Genomic DNA, 19,991 nt, shown 5'->3' on the forward strand with positions numbered 1-19,991 from the left:
CGGCCCCTTAGTGAGCGGTTTCCGCGTGGCTCATGTCCATGCCTTCCATACCTTCGTGCGCGCTATGCTCGCCTTCTGGCTGGGACATATTCATGCTCTTGCCGTGATCCATAAATTTGCCAATAACTTCTTTGAACAAATCTGGTTTCACGTTAGAGAAGTACTCCACCTTGTTGTATTCGCTAGGTGCAGCCACTTTGTCGAACGCCGCCATGTCAGACATGGTGTTCTGAGACTGCTTCGCTTTTTCAACCCACTGGTCGAATGCGGCACGGTCTGGCGTCGCGATAGCTTTGAACTTCATACCTGAGAAGCCCGGGCCGCTATAGCTGGCGGAGATACCATCGTAGGTGCCTGCTTCATTCGCGATCAGGTGCAGGTTCGTCTGCATCCCAGCCATCGCGTAAATCTGGCTACCCAGACGCGGGATGAAGAAGGAGTTCATCACGGAGTTGGAGGTCACTTTGAACTGAACCGGAGTGTTCGCCGGGAAGGCGATTTCATTCACGGTAGCAATGCCCTGTTCCGGGTAGATGAAGAACCATTTCCAGTCCATGGAGACGACTTCGATGGTAATCGGTTTTTCATCGTGAACCAGCGGTTTGCTTGGCTCAAGCGAGTGAGTGGTTTTCCATGTCAGCACGGCAAGGAACAGGATGATCAGAATAGGCACTGTCCAGACCACAGCTTCCACTTTATTGGAGTGTGACCAGTTAGGGCTATACTTCGCATCTTTATTGCTCGCACGATACTTCCAGGCGAAACCAACAGCCATCAAAACGGCAGGAATAACCACAATCATCATCAGGCCAAAAGCCGTCAGAATCAATGAACGTTGTTCCAGTCCAATCTGTCCTTTGGGGTCAAGTAGTGCAGAATCGCAGCCACTGAGTAATACAGTGCCTGCAAATAATGACAACCATCCCAAACTTTTATTGTATTTCCTGAGTCTCATTTAACGACCTCAATTCCACGGGAGTCTGGTGGCGTTTAAAGTGTGGGGGCATTTTACGGGAAGGTTACATTACTGTAAACATCATTAGGCCTGTGTCAGGAAGGTGTTACCGGGTTCTGCCGCACATGTCACAAGTGTTGCAAATTATGTCGGTTTTTAAGGCGAAAGCCGCGCGGCACGGGCGTTATAACGAAAGGACCCCCAAGCATACCCTAAAAGGGGCAATTGGTATAACCATTATCAAAAATATACAAATAATTAACAATTAATTATCAATAAAAAGACAACTGAAAAACGAAAATTCAATCTTTCAAATGCTGAATCGTTTAATGAAAAATAGCGCAGCGTAATGGGCTCCAATAATTTCCAAATTCTATCCCGCACAAAACAACAAATATTTTTTTTGCCGGCTGGCGGTTATTTCACCGTTATAATTTCGCTTAGTGATTACAACGGGAAATAACCTTTCGTTTTTTACTTCAGGTTGTGGGCATTTTACGTAATGCCAGGAAATCGAGCGCGCCGCCAGTCAGGATCCCGGCGATAGCCAGCAGGGCTCCAGCGTCGAGCAGAAGGGCTTCGAAGGGAAGCGTAAGAGGGGTTGTTGCATTAATAATTAACACCACGAGCCATAATGCCAGCGCCAGGCAACCCACCATCAACAGGCGTAAAGCAAATCGATAGGCATGTTGATATTCGGTGCGCGGCATAAAATGTTCGGTTTTCTGCGTATATTCCAGCGTCTGACGACAAACCAGTAACAATAAGATCCCCGGCACCGCAGCGACGACAGAGAAAAGATAGAATGTCGGCCAGCCGTGTGCTTCAACAAACCAGCCTGCAATCGGGCCAACATAAACACGCCCTACGGCCGAAAGCGCCGAGAGCAGGGCAAACTGGGTGGCGGAAAACGACTTGTTGCACAAGGTCATCAGCAGCGCGACAAATGCCGCAGTTCCCATGCCGCCGCACAGGTTTTCAAAGAAAACGGCGGTGGCCATACTGATCATGTGCTTGTCGGTAATCGACAACATCCAGTACCCGGCGTTTGAAATACCCTGCAAGATACCGAAGATTAGCAGCGCCCGGAACAGCGTCAGCCGTTGCATCAACACACCACCGTAAAGCGCGCCGACGATAGTGGCAAAGAGGCCCAGCGTTTTGTTGACCACGCCGACTTCACCCGCATCAAACCCGACGCCACGGATCAGGAAGGTGGTTGTCAGGCTCATGGCGAATGCATCGCCAAGCTTATAAAGGACAATCAGCAGCAGAATAAGCCAGGCATTATTGCGGCCAAAGAAGTCACGCAGGGGTTCGGCTACCGCCTGTTCCAGGGAACGAGGCACGGGGATCACATCGCTCGGTTCTGGTGCGAACAGGGTGGCGATAATGCACGGGATAAGCAGGGCGGCCATCAGCCAATACATGCCCTGCCAGCCGAGGTAACGGTCGGCAAGCCACAGCGCCAGCCCGCCTGAAACCAACATGCCCAGGCGATAGCCCAGCACGCTGATAGCCGCGCCAGCACCGCGTTCCTCTGCGGGTAGAACGTCCGTTTTCCAGGCATCAAACACGATGTCCTGAGAGGCTGAACAGAATGCGATCACCACGGCCAGCGCCGCCATCCAGCGCAGCTGGGACGTTGGCTCAAGGAACCCCATAGCGGCAATTGCCAGCAACAGCAGAATTTGGGTCATCACCAGCCAGCCGCGCCGACGCCCCAGGAACGGAGGGGTGTAGCGGTCCATAACCGGTGACCACAAGAATTTGAAAACGTAAGCCTGCCCCACCAGAGAGAAGAAACCGATGGTTTTAAGATCGATGTTTTCTACGGTCATCCAGGCCTGAAGCGTGCCGGAGGTGAGCGCGAGCGGTAAACCGGAGGCGAAGCCGAGGATCAGCAGAATGGCTGATTTCGGTTGCTGGAAAATGCGTAAGTAGTGACTGGACATGAGTCTATAGCGCTGACCCGGCGAAGCGCCGGGTCAGGAAGCAGGATTAACGAGCGTTCTGCTTGATAAAGTCGTGGATGCTGGTGTCCTGAGCCATATCTGCGATGGTGTCGGTCAGCACGCTGTTAACAGCGTCAGCAATATTTTTGTTGGAGGCCTGGAAAGCTCCTTCAACGGAATAGCTGGCGCGGTAGTTTTTGTTCATCTTGTTACCGTTTTTCGCGGTAGCAATGATGGCGATATCCGCTTTGGTGGCGATGTTGTAACGCACGTTACCCTGGGAAACGTCTGCGTACAGGTTGTTCACGATGATCTGCAAATCAACAGCGCCGCTTGGGCCAACCATATAACCGCGTGCGGTCATTTGCTTCTCGAGCACTTCCTGCAACAGGAAGCGCAGGTCGCGTGAGGCGGTCAGCGTTACCTGCTGGTTGTCACGGGTCACTTTTGCCAGTGCTTGATCCTGACGCTGGTCAGCGCCGTTAATGCTCACGGTCACGCCCATCAGACTAGGATCCTGCTGAGGCAGGGTGATTTTTGGTGAGACATCAATAGTTGTTGGCGGGGTAGCGCAGCCTGCCAACATAAAAAGTGCTACCAACGGAAAGAAGATTTTTTTTAACATTTTCAGGTTCTCAACGAATCGTAAGCATATAGAGAGAAAAATTGCCGCCATCATAACATCGCCAACGGCCAGGGGAAGTGGTCAACGCATGTAAATTCATCGCCTTGTCTGAAAACTGACCAGCTTACTGTTTTTCTCCGCCTGTGAATGACAAAACGTATGAGCCTCACAGTGAACTTCATTCGTTTGGCTGAGAAAATCAGACGAAAGCTAAATATTTGTTGTGTTGTTGTAATGGAACCGGTAAAAGCGGCTAACATTTAAAGGGATGGGTGACATCTTAGCGTTGTCGGAGGAGTAATTTCATGATGATACGTGAGCAAATAGAAGACAAATTAAGGGCAGCGTTCAACCCCGTTTTCCTCGAAGTCGTCGATGAAAGCTATCGTCACAACGTACCGGCAGGGTCTGAAAGTCATTTTAAAGTGGTGTTGGTAAGTGACCGCTTCGCTGGAGAGCGTTTTCTTAATCGACACCGTATGATCTACGGCACGTTAACTGAAGAACTTTCGGCAACGGTTCATGCACTGGCGCTTCATACTTACACCATCAAAGAATGGGAAGGCTTGCAAGATACGGTTTTTGCATCGCCACCTTGTCGTGGTGCAGGCACCATCGCCTGAAAAATCGTATTTGCAACCGCTGGAGTTTTTCCAGTATGTTGCTAGCAGATTACGTCAAAACGGCCTTCGGGCCGTTTTGTTTTGTCTGAGTTTTGAGCGTATGGTGCGTTTTTAAGGCTAAAAATAGCCTTAAAGTGTGAAAAAAGCCGCAGCAACATACCCTAACCGTTCTCGACTCACCTAAGTGATGCCGCTATAATGCCGCGTCTTAATGAATGTCTTCGGGATGATTCTGGCGACAGGGAATGTGAATCTGCTAAATAGAGAGCATCCCGGTATTGCGAGACAGATTCAGAGTTGACCGAGCACTGTGATTTTTTTGAGGTAACAAGATGCAAGTTTCAGTTGAAACCACTCAAGGCCTTGGCCGCCGTGTAACGATTACTATCGCTGCTGACAGCATCGAAACTGCTGTGAAAAGCGAGCTGGTCAACGTATCCAAAAAAGTACGTATTGACGGCTTCCGTAAGGGTAAAGTACCGATGAATGTTGTTGCTCAGCGTTATGGCGCCTCCGTGCGTCAGGATGTGCTGGGTGACCTGATGAGCCGCAACTTTATCGATGCGATCATCAAAGAAAAAATCAATCCAGCTGGCGCGCCGAACTACGTTCCAGGCGAATACAAACTGGGCGAAGACTTCACCTACTCTGTAGAGTTCGAAGTGTACCCAGAAGTTGAGCTGAAAGGTCTGGAATCTATCGAAGTTGAAAAACCGATCGTTTCCGTTACCGACGAAGACGTAGACGGGATGCTGGACACCCTGCGCAAGCAGCAGGCGAACTGGAAAGATAAAGAAGGCGCTGTTGACGCGGAAGACCGTGTAACCATCGACTTCACCGGTTCTGTAGACGGCGAAGAGTTCGAAGGCGGTAAAGCGTCTGACTTCGTACTGGCAATGGGCCAGGGTCGTATGATCCCAGGCTTCGAAGACGGTATCAAAGGCCACAAAGCTGGCGAAGAGTTCACTATCGACGTGACCTTCCCGGAAGAATACCACGCTGAAAACCTGAAAGGTAAAGCAGCGAAGTTCGTTATCAACCTGAAGAAAGTTGAAGAGCGCGAACTGCCAGAACTGACTGAAGAATTCATCAAACGTTTCGGCGTTGAAGATGGTTCTGTAGCTGGTCTGCGTACCGAAGTACGTAAAAACATGGAACGCGAGCTGAACGGCGCTGTGCGTAACCGTGTGAAATCTCAGGCGATCGAAGGCCTGGTGAAAGCGAACGAAATCGACGTTCCAGCTGCACTGATTGACAACGAAATCGACGTTCTGCGCCGTCAGGCTGCTCAGCGTTTCGGTGGCAACCAGCAACAAGCGATGGAACTGCCGCGCGAACTGTTCGAAGAGCAAGCTAAACGCCGTGTGGTTGTTGGCCTGCTGCTGGGCGAAGTGATTCGTACCCACGAACTGAAAGCTGACGAAGAGCGTGTGAAAGGCCTGATCGAAGAGATGGCTTCTGCATACGAAGATCCGTCAGAAGTTGTCGAGTTCTACGGCAGCAACAAAGAACTGATGGACAACATGCGCAACGTAGCGCTGGAAGAGCAGGCTGTTGAAGCGGTACTGGCGAAAGCTAAAGTGTCCGAAAAAGCGACCTCTTTCAACGAACTGATGAACCAGCAGGCGTAATTTCGTCTCAACGGTTTAAAGTTTGAACAAAAAACCCGTTGCCTTCCGGCGACGGGTTTTTTTTATCGCACCAATAGCCCAGGAAGAGTGCTAAAACGCCCTTTCAGTGTTAGCGTAACAACAAAAGGTTGTTATGCTTGAAATAGGGCGATGCGAACCCCATAAGTATGTAATCACGATGAATGAGACTGGCTGATAATCCGTCCATAAGGTTACAATCAGTACAGCAGGTGTTTTCAATTTTGATCCAGGAGACGGAAATGTCATACAGTGGCGAACGAGACAACTTTGCACCCCATATGGCTCTGGTGCCAATGGTTATTGAACAGACCTCACGTGGTGAGCGTTCTTTTGATATCTATTCCCGTCTGCTCAAGGAACGCGTTATCTTTCTGACCGGCCAGGTGGAAGACCACATGGCTAACCTGATCGTCGCGCAGATGCTGTTTCTGGAAGCGGAAAACCCGGAAAAAGACATTTACCTGTATATCAACTCACCTGGTGGCGTGATCACGGCGGGTATGTCTATCTACGACACCATGCAATTCATCAAGCCGGATGTGAGCACCATCTGTATGGGACAGGCGGCATCAATGGGTGCCTTCCTGTTAACCGCAGGTGCGAAAGGTAAACGTTTCTGCCTGCCAAACTCCCGCGTGATGATTCACCAGCCGCTGGGCGGATATCAGGGCCAGGCGACGGATATCGAAATCCACGCCCGCGAAATTCTGAAAGTAAAAGCGCGCATGAATGAACTTATGGCGCAGCATACGGGTCAATCCCTTGAGCAGATCGAGCGCGATACCGAGCGCGATCGCTTCCTCTCTGCACCAGAGGCAGTTGAGTACGGCTTAGTCGACTCCGTATTGACCCATCGTAATTGATGCCCGCGACGCGAGTGTGCCGCTATACTAAGGTAGGGCGGCACGCTGCTTGATAGCAGCTTGCGTCTGAGAATGGCATTTGCGTCGTCATGTGCGGCACAAAGAACTTAAAAAGAGGTTTGGACTCATGACAGATAAACGCAAAGATGGTTCGGGCAAACTGCTGTACTGCTCTTTTTGCGGCAAAAGCCAGCATGAAGTGCGTAAACTGATTGCCGGGCCGTCCGTGTATATCTGCGACGAATGTGTCGACTTATGTAATGACATCATTCGCGAAGAGATTAAAGAAGTAGCACCTCACCGTGAGCGTAGCGCGTTGCCAACCCCGCATGAGATTCGTCATCACCTTGACGACTATGTCATCGGTCAGGAACAAGCTAAAAAAGTGCTGGCGGTGGCGGTTTATAACCACTACAAACGCCTGCGTAACGGCGATACCAGCAATGGCGTAGAACTGGGTAAAAGTAACATTCTGCTGATCGGCCCTACCGGGTCCGGTAAAACGCTGCTAGCTGAAACGCTGGCTCGCCTGCTGGATGTTCCGTTCACGATGGCTGATGCCACCACGCTGACCGAAGCCGGTTACGTGGGTGAAGATGTTGAAAACATCATCCAGAAATTGTTGCAGAAGTGCGATTACGATGTGCAGAAAGCGCAGCGTGGGATCGTTTATATCGATGAGATCGATAAAATCTCCCGCAAGTCCGACAACCCATCCATTACGCGTGACGTGTCGGGCGAAGGCGTGCAGCAGGCACTGCTGAAGCTTATCGAAGGTACCGTTGCTGCTGTTCCACCGCAGGGTGGTCGTAAACATCCGCAGCAGGAATTCCTGCAAGTGGATACCTCCAAGATCCTGTTTATCTGTGGTGGTGCGTTTGCGGGTCTGGACAAAGTTATCTCACACCGCGTTGAAACTGGCTCAGGCATCGGTTTTGGCGCGACGGTGAAGTCGACGTCTGAAAAACCGAACGAAGGCGAACTGCTGTCGCAGGTTGAACCCGAAGATCTGATCAAATTTGGTCTGATCCCTGAGTTCATCGGCCGTCTGCCAGTTGTTGCAACGCTGAACGAACTGAGCGAAGACGCTCTGATTCAGATCCTGAAAGAACCGAAAAATGCACTGACTAAACAGTATCAGGCGTTGTTCAATCTGGAAGGTGTTGAGCTGGAGTTCCGTGACGAAGCGCTGGATGCCATTGCGAAAAAAGCAATGGTGCGTAAAACCGGTGCTCGTGGTCTGCGCTCCATCGTTGAAGCTGCGCTGCTTGATACCATGTACGATCTTCCCTCTATGGAAGACGTCGAAAAAGTGGTTATTGATGAGTCAGTCATTGGTGGTCAAACGAAGCCGCTGCTGATTTACGGTAAGCCTGAAGCACAGCAGGCATCTGGCGAATAATTCACCAAATCATACAAGCAGTTATTAAAAAAGGGGGGATTTTATCCCCCCTTTACTTTTTCCGTATTCATGGCGTTGAATGTGTGGGAAACATCCCCATATACTGCTTACATGTTAATGGTTGTGTGAAGCACAGTTACACAACCTGATTACCTGGCGGACACTAAACTAAGAGAGAGCTCTATGAATCCTGAGCGTTCTGAACGCATTGAAATCCCCGTATTGCCGTTGCGCGATGTGGTGGTTTATCCGCACATGGTCATACCCTTATTTGTAGGGCGGGAAAAATCTATCCGTTGCCTTGAAGCCGCCATGGATCATGATAAAAAAATCATGTTGGTTGCGCAGAAAGAAGCTTCAACGGATGAGCCGGGTGTAAACGATCTTTTCACCGTCGGGACCGTGGCCTCTATTTTACAAATGCTGAAACTGCCAGACGGCACCGTCAAAGTGCTGGTCGAAGGTTTGCAGCGTGCGCGTATTACCACTCTGTCTGACAATGGCGAACACTTCTCTGCAAAAGCAGAGTACCTCGATTCGCCACAGCTTGATGAACGTGAGCAGGAAGTGCTGGTGCGCACGGCCATTAGCCAGTTTGAAGGCTATATCAAGCTGAACAAGAAAATCCCACCAGAAGTGCTGACGTCGCTGAACAGCATTGACGATCCTGCACGTCTGGCCGATACCATCGCTGCTCACATGCCGCTGAAACTGGCAGATAAACAGTCTGTGCTGGAGATGTCCGACGTGAATGAACGTCTGGAATATCTGATGGCAATGATGGAATCCGAAATCGATCTGCTCCAGGTTGAGAAACGCATTCGCAACCGCGTGAAAAAGCAGATGGAGAAATCCCAGCGCGAGTACTATCTGAACGAGCAAATGAAGGCGATTCAGAAAGAGCTCGGCGAAATGGACGACGCTCCGGACGAAAACGAAGCGCTGAAGCGTAAGATCGACGCGGCAAAAATGCCGAAAGAGGCGAAAGAAAAAGCGGAAGCAGAACTGCAAAAGCTGAAAATGATGTCTCCGATGTCGGCTGAAGCGACCGTTGTCCGCGGCTACATTGAGTGGATGGTTCAGGTTCCGTGGAATGCCCGCAGCAAGGTCAAAAAAGACCTGCGTCAGGCTCAGGAAATCCTCGATACCGACCACTACGGCCTTGAGCGCGTCAAAGACCGTATCCTTGAGTATCTCGCGGTGCAGAGCCGTGTGAATAAGCTGAAGGGCCCAATCCTGTGCCTGGTAGGGCCTCCAGGGGTAGGTAAAACCTCTTTGGGTCAGTCTATTGCCAAAGCGACCGGGCGTAAGTACATCCGTATGGCGCTTGGCGGCGTGCGTGATGAAGCTGAAATCCGCGGCCACCGTCGTACTTACATCGGTTCAATGCCGGGCAAACTGATTCAGAAGATGGCGAAAGTGGGGGTTAAAAACCCGCTGTTCCTGCTCGATGAAATCGACAAAATGTCGTCTGACATGCGTGGCGATCCTGCGTCAGCACTGCTTGAAGTGCTGGATCCAGAGCAGAACGTTGCATTCAGCGATCACTATCTGGAAGTTGACTACGATCTGAGCGATGTGATGTTCGTAGCGACCTCTAACTCCATGAACATTCCGGCTCCATTGCTGGATCGTATGGAAGTGATCCGTCTGTCCGGTTACACCGAAGACGAAAAACTGAACATCGCCAAACGCCATCTGCTGTCTAAGCAGATTGAGCGTAACGCACTGAAAGATAGCGAGATCACGGTTGACGATAGTGCCATTATCAGCATTATTCGTTACTACACGCGTGAAGCGGGTGTCCGTAGTCTTGAGCGTGAAATCTCTAAACTGTGCCGTAAGGCGGTTAAACAGCTGCTGCTGGATAAAACCCTGAAGCACATCGAGATTAACGGCGACAACCTGCACGAATATCTGGGTGTTCAGCGTTTCGACTACGGTCGTGCGGACAGCGAGAACCGTGTAGGTCAGGTTACCGGTCTGGCATGGACGGAAGTGGGCGGCGATCTGCTGACCATCGAAACCGCCTGTGTTCCGGGCAAAGGTAAGCTGACGTACACCGGCTCCCTGGGTGAAGTGATGCAGGAGTCCATTCAGGCTGCGCTGACTGTGGTGCGCGCGCGCGCGGAAAAACTGGGTATCAACCCGGATTTCTACGAAAAACGCGATATCCACGTCCACGTACCTGAAGGTGCAACACCGAAAGATGGCCCAAGCGCCGGTATTGCCATGTGCACGGCACTGGTTTCGTGTCTGACCGGGAACCCGGTGCGTGCCGATGTGGCGATGACGGGCGAAATCACGCTGCGTGGTCAGGTTCTGCCAATAGGCGGTCTGAAAGAAAAACTTCTGGCTGCACACCGTGGTGGGATCAAAACCGTATTAATTCCGCACGAAAATAAGCGCGACCTGGAAGAGATTCCGGACAACGTTATTGCCGATTTGGACATCCATCCGGTGAAGCGTATTGAGGAAGTTCTGACTCTCGCATTGCAGAATGAACCCTCTGGAATGCAGGTTGTAACTGCAAAATAGTGACCTCGCGCAAAGAGCGTCAATAAAAACAAGGCTGGTAAGTCATTTCGGACTTGCCAGCCTTTTTTTGTATAGCTAATTTAGATTGCTGATTGGGCTAGCCATCAACAACGGGTGTTGTAAGGTCATGGCAGGCCTGATATAACTGCTGCGCGGTCGCGCTGTGAAGGATTCAGGTGCGATATAAATTATAAAGAGAGGAAGAGAACAGTGAATAAATCTCAACTGATTGACAAAATTGCTGCGGGTGCTGATATTTCTAAAGCTGCAGCTGGACGTGCGTTAGATGCTTTAATTGCTTCTGTTACTGAATCTCTGCAAGCTGGGGACGATGTTGCACTGGTAGGTTTCGGTACTTTTGCGGTTAAAGAGCGTGCTGCCCGTACTGGCCGTAACCCTCAGACCGGTAAAGAGATCACCATTGCTGCTGCTAAAGTGCCGGGCTTCCGTGCCGGTAAAGCGCTGAAAGACGCAGTAAACTGATTGCTTTCTCGTTTCAGGGAAGCTGAAAAGTACAAGGGCGCATCATTTGATGTGCCTTTTTTGTTTGTCCAGACCTGATTTGTTCGAGTTTATGCGAGTTGTGGGCTGACAATTGCCCCGGTTTCTTGTCACAATACGACTTTACGCGCGACGGTCAGGATTTTCCGTCAGCGTCAGGTAACCAGTCACCTACAGCGGAGTGTTGTTACACCATGATGGACAGCTTACGCACGGCTGCTAACAGTCTCGTGCTCAAGATTATTTTCGGTATCATTATCGTGTCGTTCATTTTGACCGGCGTGAGCAGTTACCTTATCGGCGCTGGCGCCAACTATGCCGCAAAAGTGAATGGCCAGGAAATCAGCCGTGGACAGTTCGAGAACGCTTTCGCGGGTGAACGTAACCGTATGCAGCAACAGCTGGGCGATCAGTTCTCAGAGCTGGCGGCAAATGAAGGTTACATGAAAACTCTGCGTCAGCAGACGCTGAACCGCCTGATTGACGAAGCGTTGCTTGACCAGTATGCCAGGAATCTGGGTCTGGGTATCAGCGACGAGCAGGTTAAAAAAGCCATTTTCTCTACGCAGGCATTCCAGTCTAACGGCAAATTCGATAACGCACGCTACAACAGCATCGTTAATCAGATGGGCATGACTGCTGACCAATACGCCCAGGCGCTGCGCAATCAGCTGACAACTCAGCAGCTGATCAATGCCGTGGTGGGTACTGATTTTATGCTCAAAGGCGAAACTGACGAGCTGGCTGCACTGGTGTCTCAGCAGCGTGTTGTCCGTGAAGCAACCATTGATGTTGCTGCCCTGGCTGCGAAACAGCAGGTGAGCGATGACGAAGTTAACGCTTACTATGAGCAGAACAAGAACGCCTTCGTTGCGCCAGAACAGTTCCGTGTAAGCTACATCAAACTGGATGCTGCTGCGTTGCAGGAAACGGCCTCTGACGCGGACATTCAGTCTTACTACGATCAGCATCAGGATCAGTTCACTCAGCCTCAGCGTAACCGTTACAGCGTGATTCAGACCAAAACTGAAGCTGATGCTAAAGCCGTGCTGGATGAGCTGAACAAAGGTGCTGATTTCGCGACAGTAGCCAAAGCAAAATCCACTGACATTATCTCCGCAAAAAATGGCGGTGATATGGGCTGGCTGGAAGACGCAACGACTCCGGATGAACTGAAAAACGCCGGCCTGAAAGAGAAAGGCCAGCTGTCTGGTGTTATCAAATCTTCCGTTGGCTTCCTGGTTGCACGTCTTGACGACATTGAAGCGGCGAAAACCAAACCACTGGCTGACGTTCGTGACGATATCGCCTCGAAAGTGAAACAGGAAAAAGCGCTGGATGCCTTCTATGCCTTGCAGCAGAAAGTGAGTGACGCTGCCAGCAATGACAACGAATCACTGGCGGGTGCAGAGCAGGCTGCCGGCGCGAAAGCGGTTGAGACGGGCTGGTTTGGTCACGACAACCTGCCGGAAGAGCTGAACTTTAAACCGGTTTCTGATGCCATCTTCAACGGTGGTCTGGTGGGCGAGAACGGCACACCGGGTAGCAACTCTGACATCATTACCGTAGACGGCGACCGCGCATTCGTTCTGCGTGTGACCGAGCACAAAGCAGAGGCGGTAAAACCGCTGGCAGAAGTGAAAGATCAGGTTGTCGCACAGGTTAAGCACAACAAAGCAGAGCAGCAGGCGAAACTGGATGCTGAGAAGATCCTGGCCGACCTGAAAGCAGGTAAAGATGATGCGCTGAAAGCGGCGGGTCTGAGCTTCGGTGAGGCGAAAACGCTGAGCCGCACGGGTCAGGATCCTGTCAGCCAGGCGGCATTTGGTCTTAGCCTGCCTGCGAAAGATAAGCCAAGCTTCGGCACAACCTCCGACATGCAGGGTAACATTGTTCTGCTGGCGCTGGATGAAGTGAAAGCAGGCACCATGCCAGAAGCGCAGAAGAAAGCGATGGTTCAGGGCATTACGCAAAACAATGCCCAGATCGCATTCGAAGCAATGATGAGCAACCTGCGTAAAGAAGCCAAAATCAAGCTGGGTGACATCATTACTCAGCAGCAATAATTACGTATCTGCTCGCAGATTTTCGTAACGTACTGCAATATCTAAAGGCCGCTTTCGCGGCCTTTTCCATTTCTGCAATCTGCTGTTTGTACCTGTTTTGCGGCGCGGCTATCGTGACGTGGCTGTCAACAAACAAGGAGATAACAGCATGAAACGTGGAATCAAAGCGCTCTTCATTACTCTGGCGCTTGCCAGTGGTGGGATTGTACAGGTGGCAAATGCTGCCACGGCAGTTGATAAAACACCGGCTGTGCAGACTAAAGCCGAGTCATCGGTAAATGGGCAGACGGCTTCTCCATCAAAAGCAGTGCCTGGCGCCAAAAGCGTAAATGATGACGGTACGCGAGTCAGTATCAACTCAGCTTCTGCGGAAGATCTCGCCCGCGCAATGAACGGTGTCGGGCTGAAAAAAGCGCAGGCTATCGTCAGCTACCGTGAAGAGTATGGTCCTTTTAAAACCATCGACGATCTTAAGCAAGTTCCGGGCATGGGCAGTTCACTGGTTGAGCGCAATCTCTCACACCTGACGTTGTAATCACGCAATTACTTGCACAGCGGCAAAAATTTGCCAGGATAAAGAGGTCATACCAGTTATGACCTCTAATCCTATAACAACAGTAAAGGCTATTGCGCTATGCAGACAAAAATCAAAGTCCGCGGGTATCACCTCGATGTGTACCAGCATGTGAATAACGCCCGCTATCTCGAATTTCTTGAAGAGGCTCGCTGGGACGGGCTGGAAAACAGCGAAAGCTTTCAGTGGCTGACCGCGCACAACATCGCATTCGTGGTCGTCAATATTAATATCAACTACCGTCGTCCGGCCGTGTTGGGAGATGTCCTTACCGTCACCAGCCAGGTTCAGCAGCTAAACGGGAAAAGTGGTGTGTTAAGCCAGGTGGTAACACTTGATCCTGAAGGGCAGGTGGTTGCCGATGCGCTGATCACCTTTGTCTGTATTGATCTTAAAACCCAGAAAGCGCTGCCGCTGGAAGGTGAACTGCGTGAAAAGCTGGAGTTGATGATCGTGTAGATTTTTTGTCTTTTATAAAAGACAAAAGGTTTTGTCAGGGATAGAATAATGGACAGGGACTACGTCGTTGTACGTTACCAGACCCGTGATGGGAAAATTCCGTGTGAGGAATGGGTAACGAAAATGCAGAAGAAGGATCCGGAGTTAGCATTTCGGATCCTTCTGCGAATAGACCGGGCGGAAAAAGGCAATTTCGGGAATTATCGTTATCTGAGAAGCGGCGTCTGGGAAATGAAAATGGATTTTGGTCCCGGTTATCGAGTCTATTTTGCTGTTGAACATCGGGAGGTCCTGTTGCTGCTAGTTGGCAGTGACAAAAAGGGCCAATCATCGGACATAAAACTGGCAATAGGCTATTGGAAAGACTATCAAAAGGATAAACCGGATGAGAAAAAGTGAACGAAACTATCCTGCTTCCGTCAGCCATGATGAGGCCGTCGTTAAGATGCTTCGAGAAAATCCGTCTTACGCTCAGCTATACCTTCAGGTTGCTTTGGAGGAGATTTACGAAGACCAGGGGATCCCGGCATATTTAATTGCGTTAAGGCGAGTCATTGAAGCCCAGGGCGGTATTGGCGAAATCTCTGCAAAAGCAGGGCTTTCCCGTCAACAGCTTTACCGAACCCTGTCAGGAAACGGCAACCCAACGCTGACAACGCTGGTGAAAGTCACCCGTGCTGCCGGCGTAAAACTGTTCGACAGCACGGCGAAGTAACTTATTTCAGCCCGGTCTTTTTCTGCAAGGCTGCCATCACGCCAGCTTTATCAGCCAGATAGTGGTTCAGCCCATTCGCACGCAGATTACAGGCCGCGCACTGGCCGCAACCGTCGCCCTTAATGCCGTTGTAGCAGGTGAGGGTTTCGCTGCGGACCATATCCAGTTTGCCCCAGTAGTCGGCCAGCGCCCAGGTCTCTGCTTTATCGAGCCACATCAGCGGCGTTTCAAAGCGGATATCTTTCGCCATCCCCAGATTTACCGCGTGATTGAGCGCTTTAACAAACTCATCGCGGCAGTCCGGGTAGCCGGAGAAGTCGGTTTCACAGACGCCGGTGATCACGGCTTCGGCTTTTACCTGATAGGCGTAAATCGCAGTCAGGGTCAGGAACAGGATGTTACGGCCTGGTACGAAGGTATTCGGAATGCCGCTGGCATCAGGTTCGTAGTCAGGAACAGGAATACTGTCGCGGGTGAGGCTACTGACGGCCAGTTCATTTAGCAGCGTAACGTCCAGTACCTTGTGCGCACGCGCCCCCAGTTTCAGCGCCAGTTCGCGGGCAACGTCGATTTCAGCACGATGACGCTGGCCATAATCGAAAGTTACACAGTGAACTTCATCATACTGATGAAGGGCCTGAACCAGGCAGGTAGTGGAATCTTGTCCTCCGCTGAACACGACGACGGCACGTTTCATAAATTATCTCGACAGTGACGGTAAAGCGTCATGTTACCGCCTGACCACGACGGCGACCAGCTTCTTCACGATTTCGGTGCTGGCAACCAGGCCTGCGTGAAATCAAACCAGCCACGGGTATTCAGTTGGATACCGTTCACACCCGGAGGGGCGCTGATTTGATACTGGTAGTTGAACAAGGGCGTCAGCACTGCGCTCTCCATTAATCCAGTGAATATAGTTTTAAGACCGATATGCCGTGCTTGCTCATCGGCCTGGGTCTGAACGGCATCCAGTGTAGCCTGCAAATGGGCAAACTGAGGGGCGCTCAGCAGATGCGGCCAGAGCGCATCGCAGCGTAGCCACTGCTCAAGCGTATATTCCGGTGCTTCGCCGATTAATCTGTCACCCATCATGATGTCCGCATCTGCAAGCCTCAGACAGCCATCCCACGTTTTCGCGTCGTGGAATATCACCGTAAGGTCACATCCTTGCTGCGCAAGATATTGTTTTAACTGGTTCGCCATCGTGTGTAGCTCGACGGGCAGATGGTAAATCAGGGTCAGCGTTTTCGGCAGTTGAACATCCCTGAGCGCCGGCCACTGCGGAATACTCCATCCGGGGAGCATTTCCTGCGTTGGGGTAATCAGCCCCTCGTTCAGCGGCAGCGTATGCAAGAGTTCAGTGAGGTGGATGATATTGATCAGCCGTCTTGCCTGCATTTCGCTTAATCGTGGGCTCTGTTTCAGGGTGAGATAGCAAAAGCCCAGGCTGGTGCTATTACTCACCAGACGCAGGCTGGCCAGTTCGTCAGGCTCCCCAATGGCGATTTGCACGGGATGACGGCAGCTTGTACCCAGCCCATAGTCAAAGAGTGTCGGTGTTATCCAGAACTCAATCGCTTTTAACAGGGGATGGCTCAGGTGATATTGCTCGTGACTCTCCAGGCGAACCAGATCGGGATCATACACGGTCAGACGGAACGGCCCGCTGCCCGTCATGGCCTGTTCAGGATGCGCCAGGCGACTGCAATACGTCGCCAGCCGGTGCGCAAGCCAGTAATCCGGCTGATGCAAAATAAAGGTCAGGCACTGGGGATGCGTCACGTCGATGCGCGAGACACTCTGGAACAGTTTACGCAGGGCCGGTAAGGCCAGCAGTGCTGTCAGACTTTGCTGTAGCTGCACCGTTTCGACTTTATCGCCGTTGTGCCAGTGCAGCGTGGAGCGGATGTAAAAATCCCAGCGTAGCCCATCGGCTGATACCTCCCAGTGGTGAGCAAGATCGCCCGTGGGTTCGCTGCTGGTGCCGTTAAAACGCGTCAGCCCGGAGAACACTTGCCCTGCCAGGTGCTGCTCAGCTCGCCCGGGTAAAAAGCCCGGGACAAGTGGATCCAGGGAGCGGTAATAGGGGATCCGCAGCGTCGGGGTGTCATTTTGCCAAAGCCCGCCCAGATAAGGGTGGAGCAGCGCGCGCAAATCTTCAGGCGCAAGCTGCGCCAGTTCCAGCGCGTTATGCTGGTGCCCGCTTTTGAGTGCCTCTTCCATCATCTCATTACGCAGCGATTCTGGCGTGACATGAAACGTGAGAGTGCCGCGCTTACCGCGCCCGGACTGGGCCTGCCAGCTTAACCAGCCTGCCTCCTGTGCCTGGCGCAGGAGTGTGCGCACATGCCGCTCACTGCAAAAACAGCGGCTGGCGAGCTCGGTAATGGTGACCTGCTGCGGCGCACCTGCTGAAGGTTGCCACAGGCGTTGATACTGATTGAGGCGATTAAGCTGGCGCATGATAAACCCGGAACAATAATTTCCATCTATTCACTATTACTTCCGTATATCTCAGGCAATACTGATGCACAAGTTAAACGCATCACATTTTCGGGAGTAATCATGGCCAGGCTCGCTGCATTTGATATGGACGGCACTCTGTTAATGCCGGATCACCGTTTAGGCGATAAAACCCTGAATACCCTGAAGCGCCTGCATGAGCATGATATTACCCTGACTTTTGCCACGGGCCGCCATGTGCTGGAAATGCGCCATCTGCTCGGGGCTTTTTCGCTGGATGCGTTTCTGATAACCGGCAACGGGACGCGAATTCACTCCGTTGAAGGGGATGTATTGCATCGTCAGGATCTCAGCCCGGAAGTGGCGGATATTGTGCTGCACAGTACCTGGGATACCCAGGCCAGCGTGCATGTCTTTAATGACGAAGGGTGGTTTACCGGGCGAGAAATACCGGAAATGCTGCACGCACATGTCTATAGCGGTTTTAAATATCAGTTAATCGATCTGCGCCGTATTCCCGCGCACTCGGTGACGAAAATCTGTTTCTGCGGCGATCATGACGATCTGTGCCGTCTGCGCATTCAGCTTAATGAGGCATTAGGCGACCGTGCACATTTGACGTTCTCGGCGGTTGATTGCCTGGAGGTGCTGCCAGTGGGCTGCAATAAAGGCTCGGCGCTGGCGGTACTGAGCAACCATCTGGGCTTCACGATGCAGGATTGTATGGCGTTTGGCGACGCCATGAACGACCGCGAGATGCTGGGAAGCGTCGGCCGCGGTCTGATTATGGGGAATGCGATGCCGCAGCTTAAAGCGGAGCTACCTCATCTGCCCGTTATTGGACACTGCCGTAACGAAGCGGTGTCCCACTTTTTGACTCATTGGCTGGACAAAAACAACCTCCCATATTCCCCCGAATAGTGAGACCCTTCCAGCAAGCCAGACTTCGGTCTGGCTTTTTTTATTTCAGCAGCTGCGCGATTTGCGCCTTCCAGGGTTCAATATCACCGATATTCGCCTGCACCCACTCTGCGTTGTAATAGGTATCAAGATAACGCTCGCCGCTGTCGCACAGCAGCGTAACGATAGAGCCGGTGCGACCTTCATCGCGCATCCGCACGGCCAGTTGCAACGCGCCCCACATGTTTGTGCCCGTAGAGGCACCCACTTTGCGGCCGAGCTGTGTTTCCAGCCAGTGCGCTGTCGCAACGCTTGCTGCATCAGGTACGCGCAGCATTTCGTCGACGACATCGGGAATAAACGAGGGCTCAACGCGCGGGCGGCCAATACCTTCAATTTTACTCCCCACCGGGCTACGCAGTGCGGCATCTCGGGTTTGCCAGTAGTCGAGAAATACGGAGTTCTGCGGGTCAACCACCATCAGCTGTGTGTCGTAACCCTGGCAGCGGATGTAGCGGCCAATGGTGGCCGACGTACCGCCCGTGCCTGCGCTCATCACAATGTATGAAGGAACGGGATGAGGTTCGTGCGTCATCTGGCGGAAGATACTGTCCGCGATGTTGTTATTCCCGCGCCAGTCCGTCGCTCGCTCGGCAAAGGTGAACTGATCCATATAGTGACCATTCAGCTCGCGAGCCAGCATTTCAGAAGCGGCGTAAATTTCGCAGGCGCTTTCGACAAAGTGGCAACGCCCGCCGTAAAACTCAATTTGCTCAATTTTGCGTTTGGCCGTGCAGTAGGGCATGACGGCGATAAACGGCAGGCCTAACAGCCGGGCAAAATAGGCTTCGGATACCGCGGTGGAGCCTGATGACGATTCAATGATCGTGGTGCCTTCTTTAATCCAGCCGTTACACAAACCGTATAAGAATAGCGAACGGGCCAGGCGATGTTTCAGGCTACCGGTAGGATGGGTGCTTTCATCTTTCAGGTAGAGCTGAATGCCCGCAAATCCAGGCAGAGCGAGGCGGATTAAATGGGTATCTGCCGAGCGCTGATAGTCGGCATTTATTTCGCTGATGGCATGTTTGACCCAGGTGCTATTCATCGTATGTATCCGTTTGTCATTTTGTGCCCAGCATAGCGAAAAGCACAGAAAAAATTGTTGCTATCTGACCTTTAAAATAGAATGAAGGGAGAAAAATTTTCTCTGCGAGGTGGGTATGCTAGATAAAATTGACCGCAAGCTTCTTTCATTGTTGCAAAGCGACTGCACCCTCTCTTTGCAGGCGCTGGCAGATGCCGTTAATCTGACCACCACACCGTGCTGGAAGCGCCTCAAAAAGCTGGAAGATGACGGCATTTTGCTGGGGCGTGTTGCACTTTTAGATCCCGAAAAATTGGGGCTTGGACTGACCGCATTTGTCCTGATAAAAACGCAGCATCACAGCAGCGACTGGTATTGCCGCTTTGTCACTCAGGTCTCTGAAATGCCGGAGGTTCTCGGGTTCTGGCGCATGGCAGGGGAATATGACTATCTGATGCGCGTCCAGGTGGCCGATATGAAGCGTTACGATGATTTTTATAAGCGACTGGTCAACAGTGTACCGGGCTTGTCGGACGTCACATCGAGCTTCGCTATGGAACAAATAAAATACACCACAGCATTACCTATTGAATAACTTCGTAAAATACCTTCA

At 51.6% G+C, this 19,991-nt stretch carries 19 protein-coding genes; 13 read left to right on the forward strand and 6 right to left on the reverse strand.

All coding sequences use genetic code 11. The features are described from left to right. Nucleotides 1-7: 7 nt before the first annotated feature. From cyoA to F3J30_RS10810, 3 genes are all read right to left on the reverse strand, one after another. On the reverse strand, nucleotides 8-955 hold the full coding sequence (gene cyoA / locus F3J30_RS10800) for a cytochrome o ubiquinol oxidase subunit II (protein ID WP_014069121.1): 948 nt from the start codon (nucleotides 953-955) through the stop codon (nucleotides 8-10). Between the two features lie 479 nt (nucleotides 956-1,434). Further along, on the reverse strand, nucleotides 1,435-2,910 hold the full coding sequence (gene ampG / locus F3J30_RS10805; RefSeq protein ID WP_014069122.1) for a muropeptide MFS transporter AmpG: 1,476 nt from the start codon (nucleotides 2,908-2,910) through the stop codon (nucleotides 1,435-1,437). A 46-nt stretch (nucleotides 2,911-2,956) separates the two neighbouring features. Further along, a complete protein-coding gene (locus F3J30_RS10810) occupies nucleotides 2,957-3,535 on the reverse strand; it encodes a lipoprotein (protein ID WP_014069123.1) in 579 nt (192 codons plus the stop codon). Between the two features lie 305 nt (nucleotides 3,536-3,840). Here F3J30_RS10810 and bolA point away from each other — a divergent pair, with 305 nt between their 5' ends. The 11 genes from bolA (at nucleotide 3,841) to F3J30_RS10865 (ending at nucleotide 14,928) form a co-directional block, all read left to right on the forward strand. Next, a complete protein-coding gene (gene bolA / locus F3J30_RS10815; protein WP_041162004.1) occupies nucleotides 3,841-4,158 on the forward strand; it encodes a transcriptional regulator BolA in 318 nt (105 codons plus the stop codon). A 332-nt stretch (nucleotides 4,159-4,490) separates the two neighbouring features. Further along, on the forward strand, nucleotides 4,491-5,789 hold the full coding sequence (gene tig / locus F3J30_RS10820; RefSeq protein ID WP_014069125.1) for a trigger factor: 1,299 nt from the start codon (nucleotides 4,491-4,493) through the stop codon (nucleotides 5,787-5,789). Between the two features lie 260 nt (nucleotides 5,790-6,049). Further along, on the forward strand, nucleotides 6,050-6,673 hold the full coding sequence (clpP, locus tag F3J30_RS10825; protein WP_014069126.1) for an ATP-dependent Clp endopeptidase proteolytic subunit ClpP: 624 nt from the start codon (nucleotides 6,050-6,052) through the stop codon (nucleotides 6,671-6,673). A gap of 127 nt (nucleotides 6,674-6,800) precedes the next feature. Then, on the forward strand, nucleotides 6,801-8,075 hold the full coding sequence (clpX, locus tag F3J30_RS10830; RefSeq protein ID WP_010428107.1) for an ATP-dependent protease ATP-binding subunit ClpX: 1,275 nt from the start codon (nucleotides 6,801-6,803) through the stop codon (nucleotides 8,073-8,075). A 183-nt stretch (nucleotides 8,076-8,258) separates the two neighbouring features. Further along, complete coding sequence (gene lon, locus F3J30_RS10835; RefSeq protein ID WP_014069127.1) at nucleotides 8,259-10,613, forward strand: endopeptidase La; 2,355 nt, start codon at nucleotides 8,259-8,261, stop codon at nucleotides 10,611-10,613. A gap of 210 nt (nucleotides 10,614-10,823) precedes the next feature. After that, on the forward strand, nucleotides 10,824-11,096 hold the full coding sequence (gene hupB / locus F3J30_RS10840) for a nucleoid-associated protein HU-beta (protein ID WP_002444653.1): 273 nt from the start codon (nucleotides 10,824-10,826) through the stop codon (nucleotides 11,094-11,096). 212 nt (nucleotides 11,097-11,308) lie between these two features. Further along, nucleotides 11,309-13,180 (forward strand): peptidylprolyl isomerase, encoded by a 1,872-nt coding sequence (ppiD, locus tag F3J30_RS10845; protein ID WP_166717244.1) that lies wholly within the window; start codon nucleotides 11,309-11,311, stop codon nucleotides 13,178-13,180. A 148-nt stretch (nucleotides 13,181-13,328) separates the two neighbouring features. Beyond that, nucleotides 13,329-13,715, forward strand: a complete 387-nt coding sequence (locus F3J30_RS10850) for a helix-hairpin-helix domain-containing protein (protein WP_166717245.1) — start codon at nucleotides 13,329-13,331, stop codon at nucleotides 13,713-13,715. Nucleotides 13,716-13,814: 99 nt separating this feature from the next. Next, nucleotides 13,815-14,213, forward strand: coding sequence for a YbgC/FadM family acyl-CoA thioesterase (locus tag F3J30_RS10855; RefSeq protein ID WP_014069130.1), 399 nt, complete (start codon nucleotides 13,815-13,817; stop codon nucleotides 14,211-14,213). A 48-nt stretch (nucleotides 14,214-14,261) separates the two neighbouring features. After that, nucleotides 14,262-14,612, forward strand: coding sequence for a type II toxin-antitoxin system RelE/ParE family toxin (locus F3J30_RS10860; protein WP_166717246.1), 351 nt, complete (start codon nucleotides 14,262-14,264; stop codon nucleotides 14,610-14,612). Further along, complete coding sequence (locus F3J30_RS10865) at nucleotides 14,599-14,928, forward strand: helix-turn-helix domain-containing protein (protein WP_166717247.1); 330 nt, start codon at nucleotides 14,599-14,601, stop codon at nucleotides 14,926-14,928. The genes F3J30_RS10860 and F3J30_RS10865 overlap by 14 nt, the downstream gene beginning before the upstream one ends. Nucleotide 14,929: 1 nt before the next feature. On the opposite strand, the gene queC is transcribed toward F3J30_RS10865, so the two are convergent. Together queC and F3J30_RS10875 are read right to left on the reverse strand one after the other, a co-directional pair. Continuing rightward, complete coding sequence (gene queC / locus F3J30_RS10870; protein ID WP_014069131.1) at nucleotides 14,930-15,625, reverse strand: 7-cyano-7-deazaguanine synthase QueC; 696 nt, start codon at nucleotides 15,623-15,625, stop codon at nucleotides 14,930-14,932. Nucleotides 15,626-15,690: 65 nt separating this feature from the next. Continuing rightward, the gene (locus tag F3J30_RS10875) at nucleotides 15,691-17,391 is read right to left on the reverse strand and encodes an SgrR family transcriptional regulator (protein ID WP_166717248.1); all 1,701 of its coding nucleotides are present in this window, start codon (nucleotides 17,389-17,391) and stop codon (nucleotides 15,691-15,693) included. 102 nt (nucleotides 17,392-17,493) lie between these two features. Between F3J30_RS10875 and cof the strand changes: the two genes are divergently transcribed. Beyond that, a complete protein-coding gene (gene cof / locus F3J30_RS10880; protein WP_014069133.1) occupies nucleotides 17,494-18,312 on the forward strand; it encodes an HMP-PP phosphatase in 819 nt (272 codons plus the stop codon). A gap of 40 nt (nucleotides 18,313-18,352) precedes the next feature. Here cof and F3J30_RS10885 read toward each other — a convergent pair whose 3' ends face one another. Continuing rightward, on the reverse strand, nucleotides 18,353-19,399 hold the full coding sequence (locus F3J30_RS10885; protein ID WP_166717249.1) for a PLP-dependent cysteine synthase family protein: 1,047 nt from the start codon (nucleotides 19,397-19,399) through the stop codon (nucleotides 18,353-18,355). A 115-nt stretch (nucleotides 19,400-19,514) separates the two neighbouring features. Here F3J30_RS10885 and F3J30_RS10890 point away from each other — a divergent pair, with 115 nt between their 5' ends. After that, entirely contained in the window at nucleotides 19,515-19,973 is a 459-nt protein-coding gene (locus tag F3J30_RS10890) for an Lrp/AsnC family transcriptional regulator (RefSeq protein ID WP_014069135.1), read from the forward strand. Nucleotides 19,974-19,991 lie beyond the last annotated feature (18 nt).

Source organism: Enterobacter sp. Tr-810 (assembly GCF_011752765.1).
GTDB lineage: Bacteria > Pseudomonadota > Gammaproteobacteria > Enterobacterales > Enterobacteriaceae > Enterobacter > Enterobacter soli.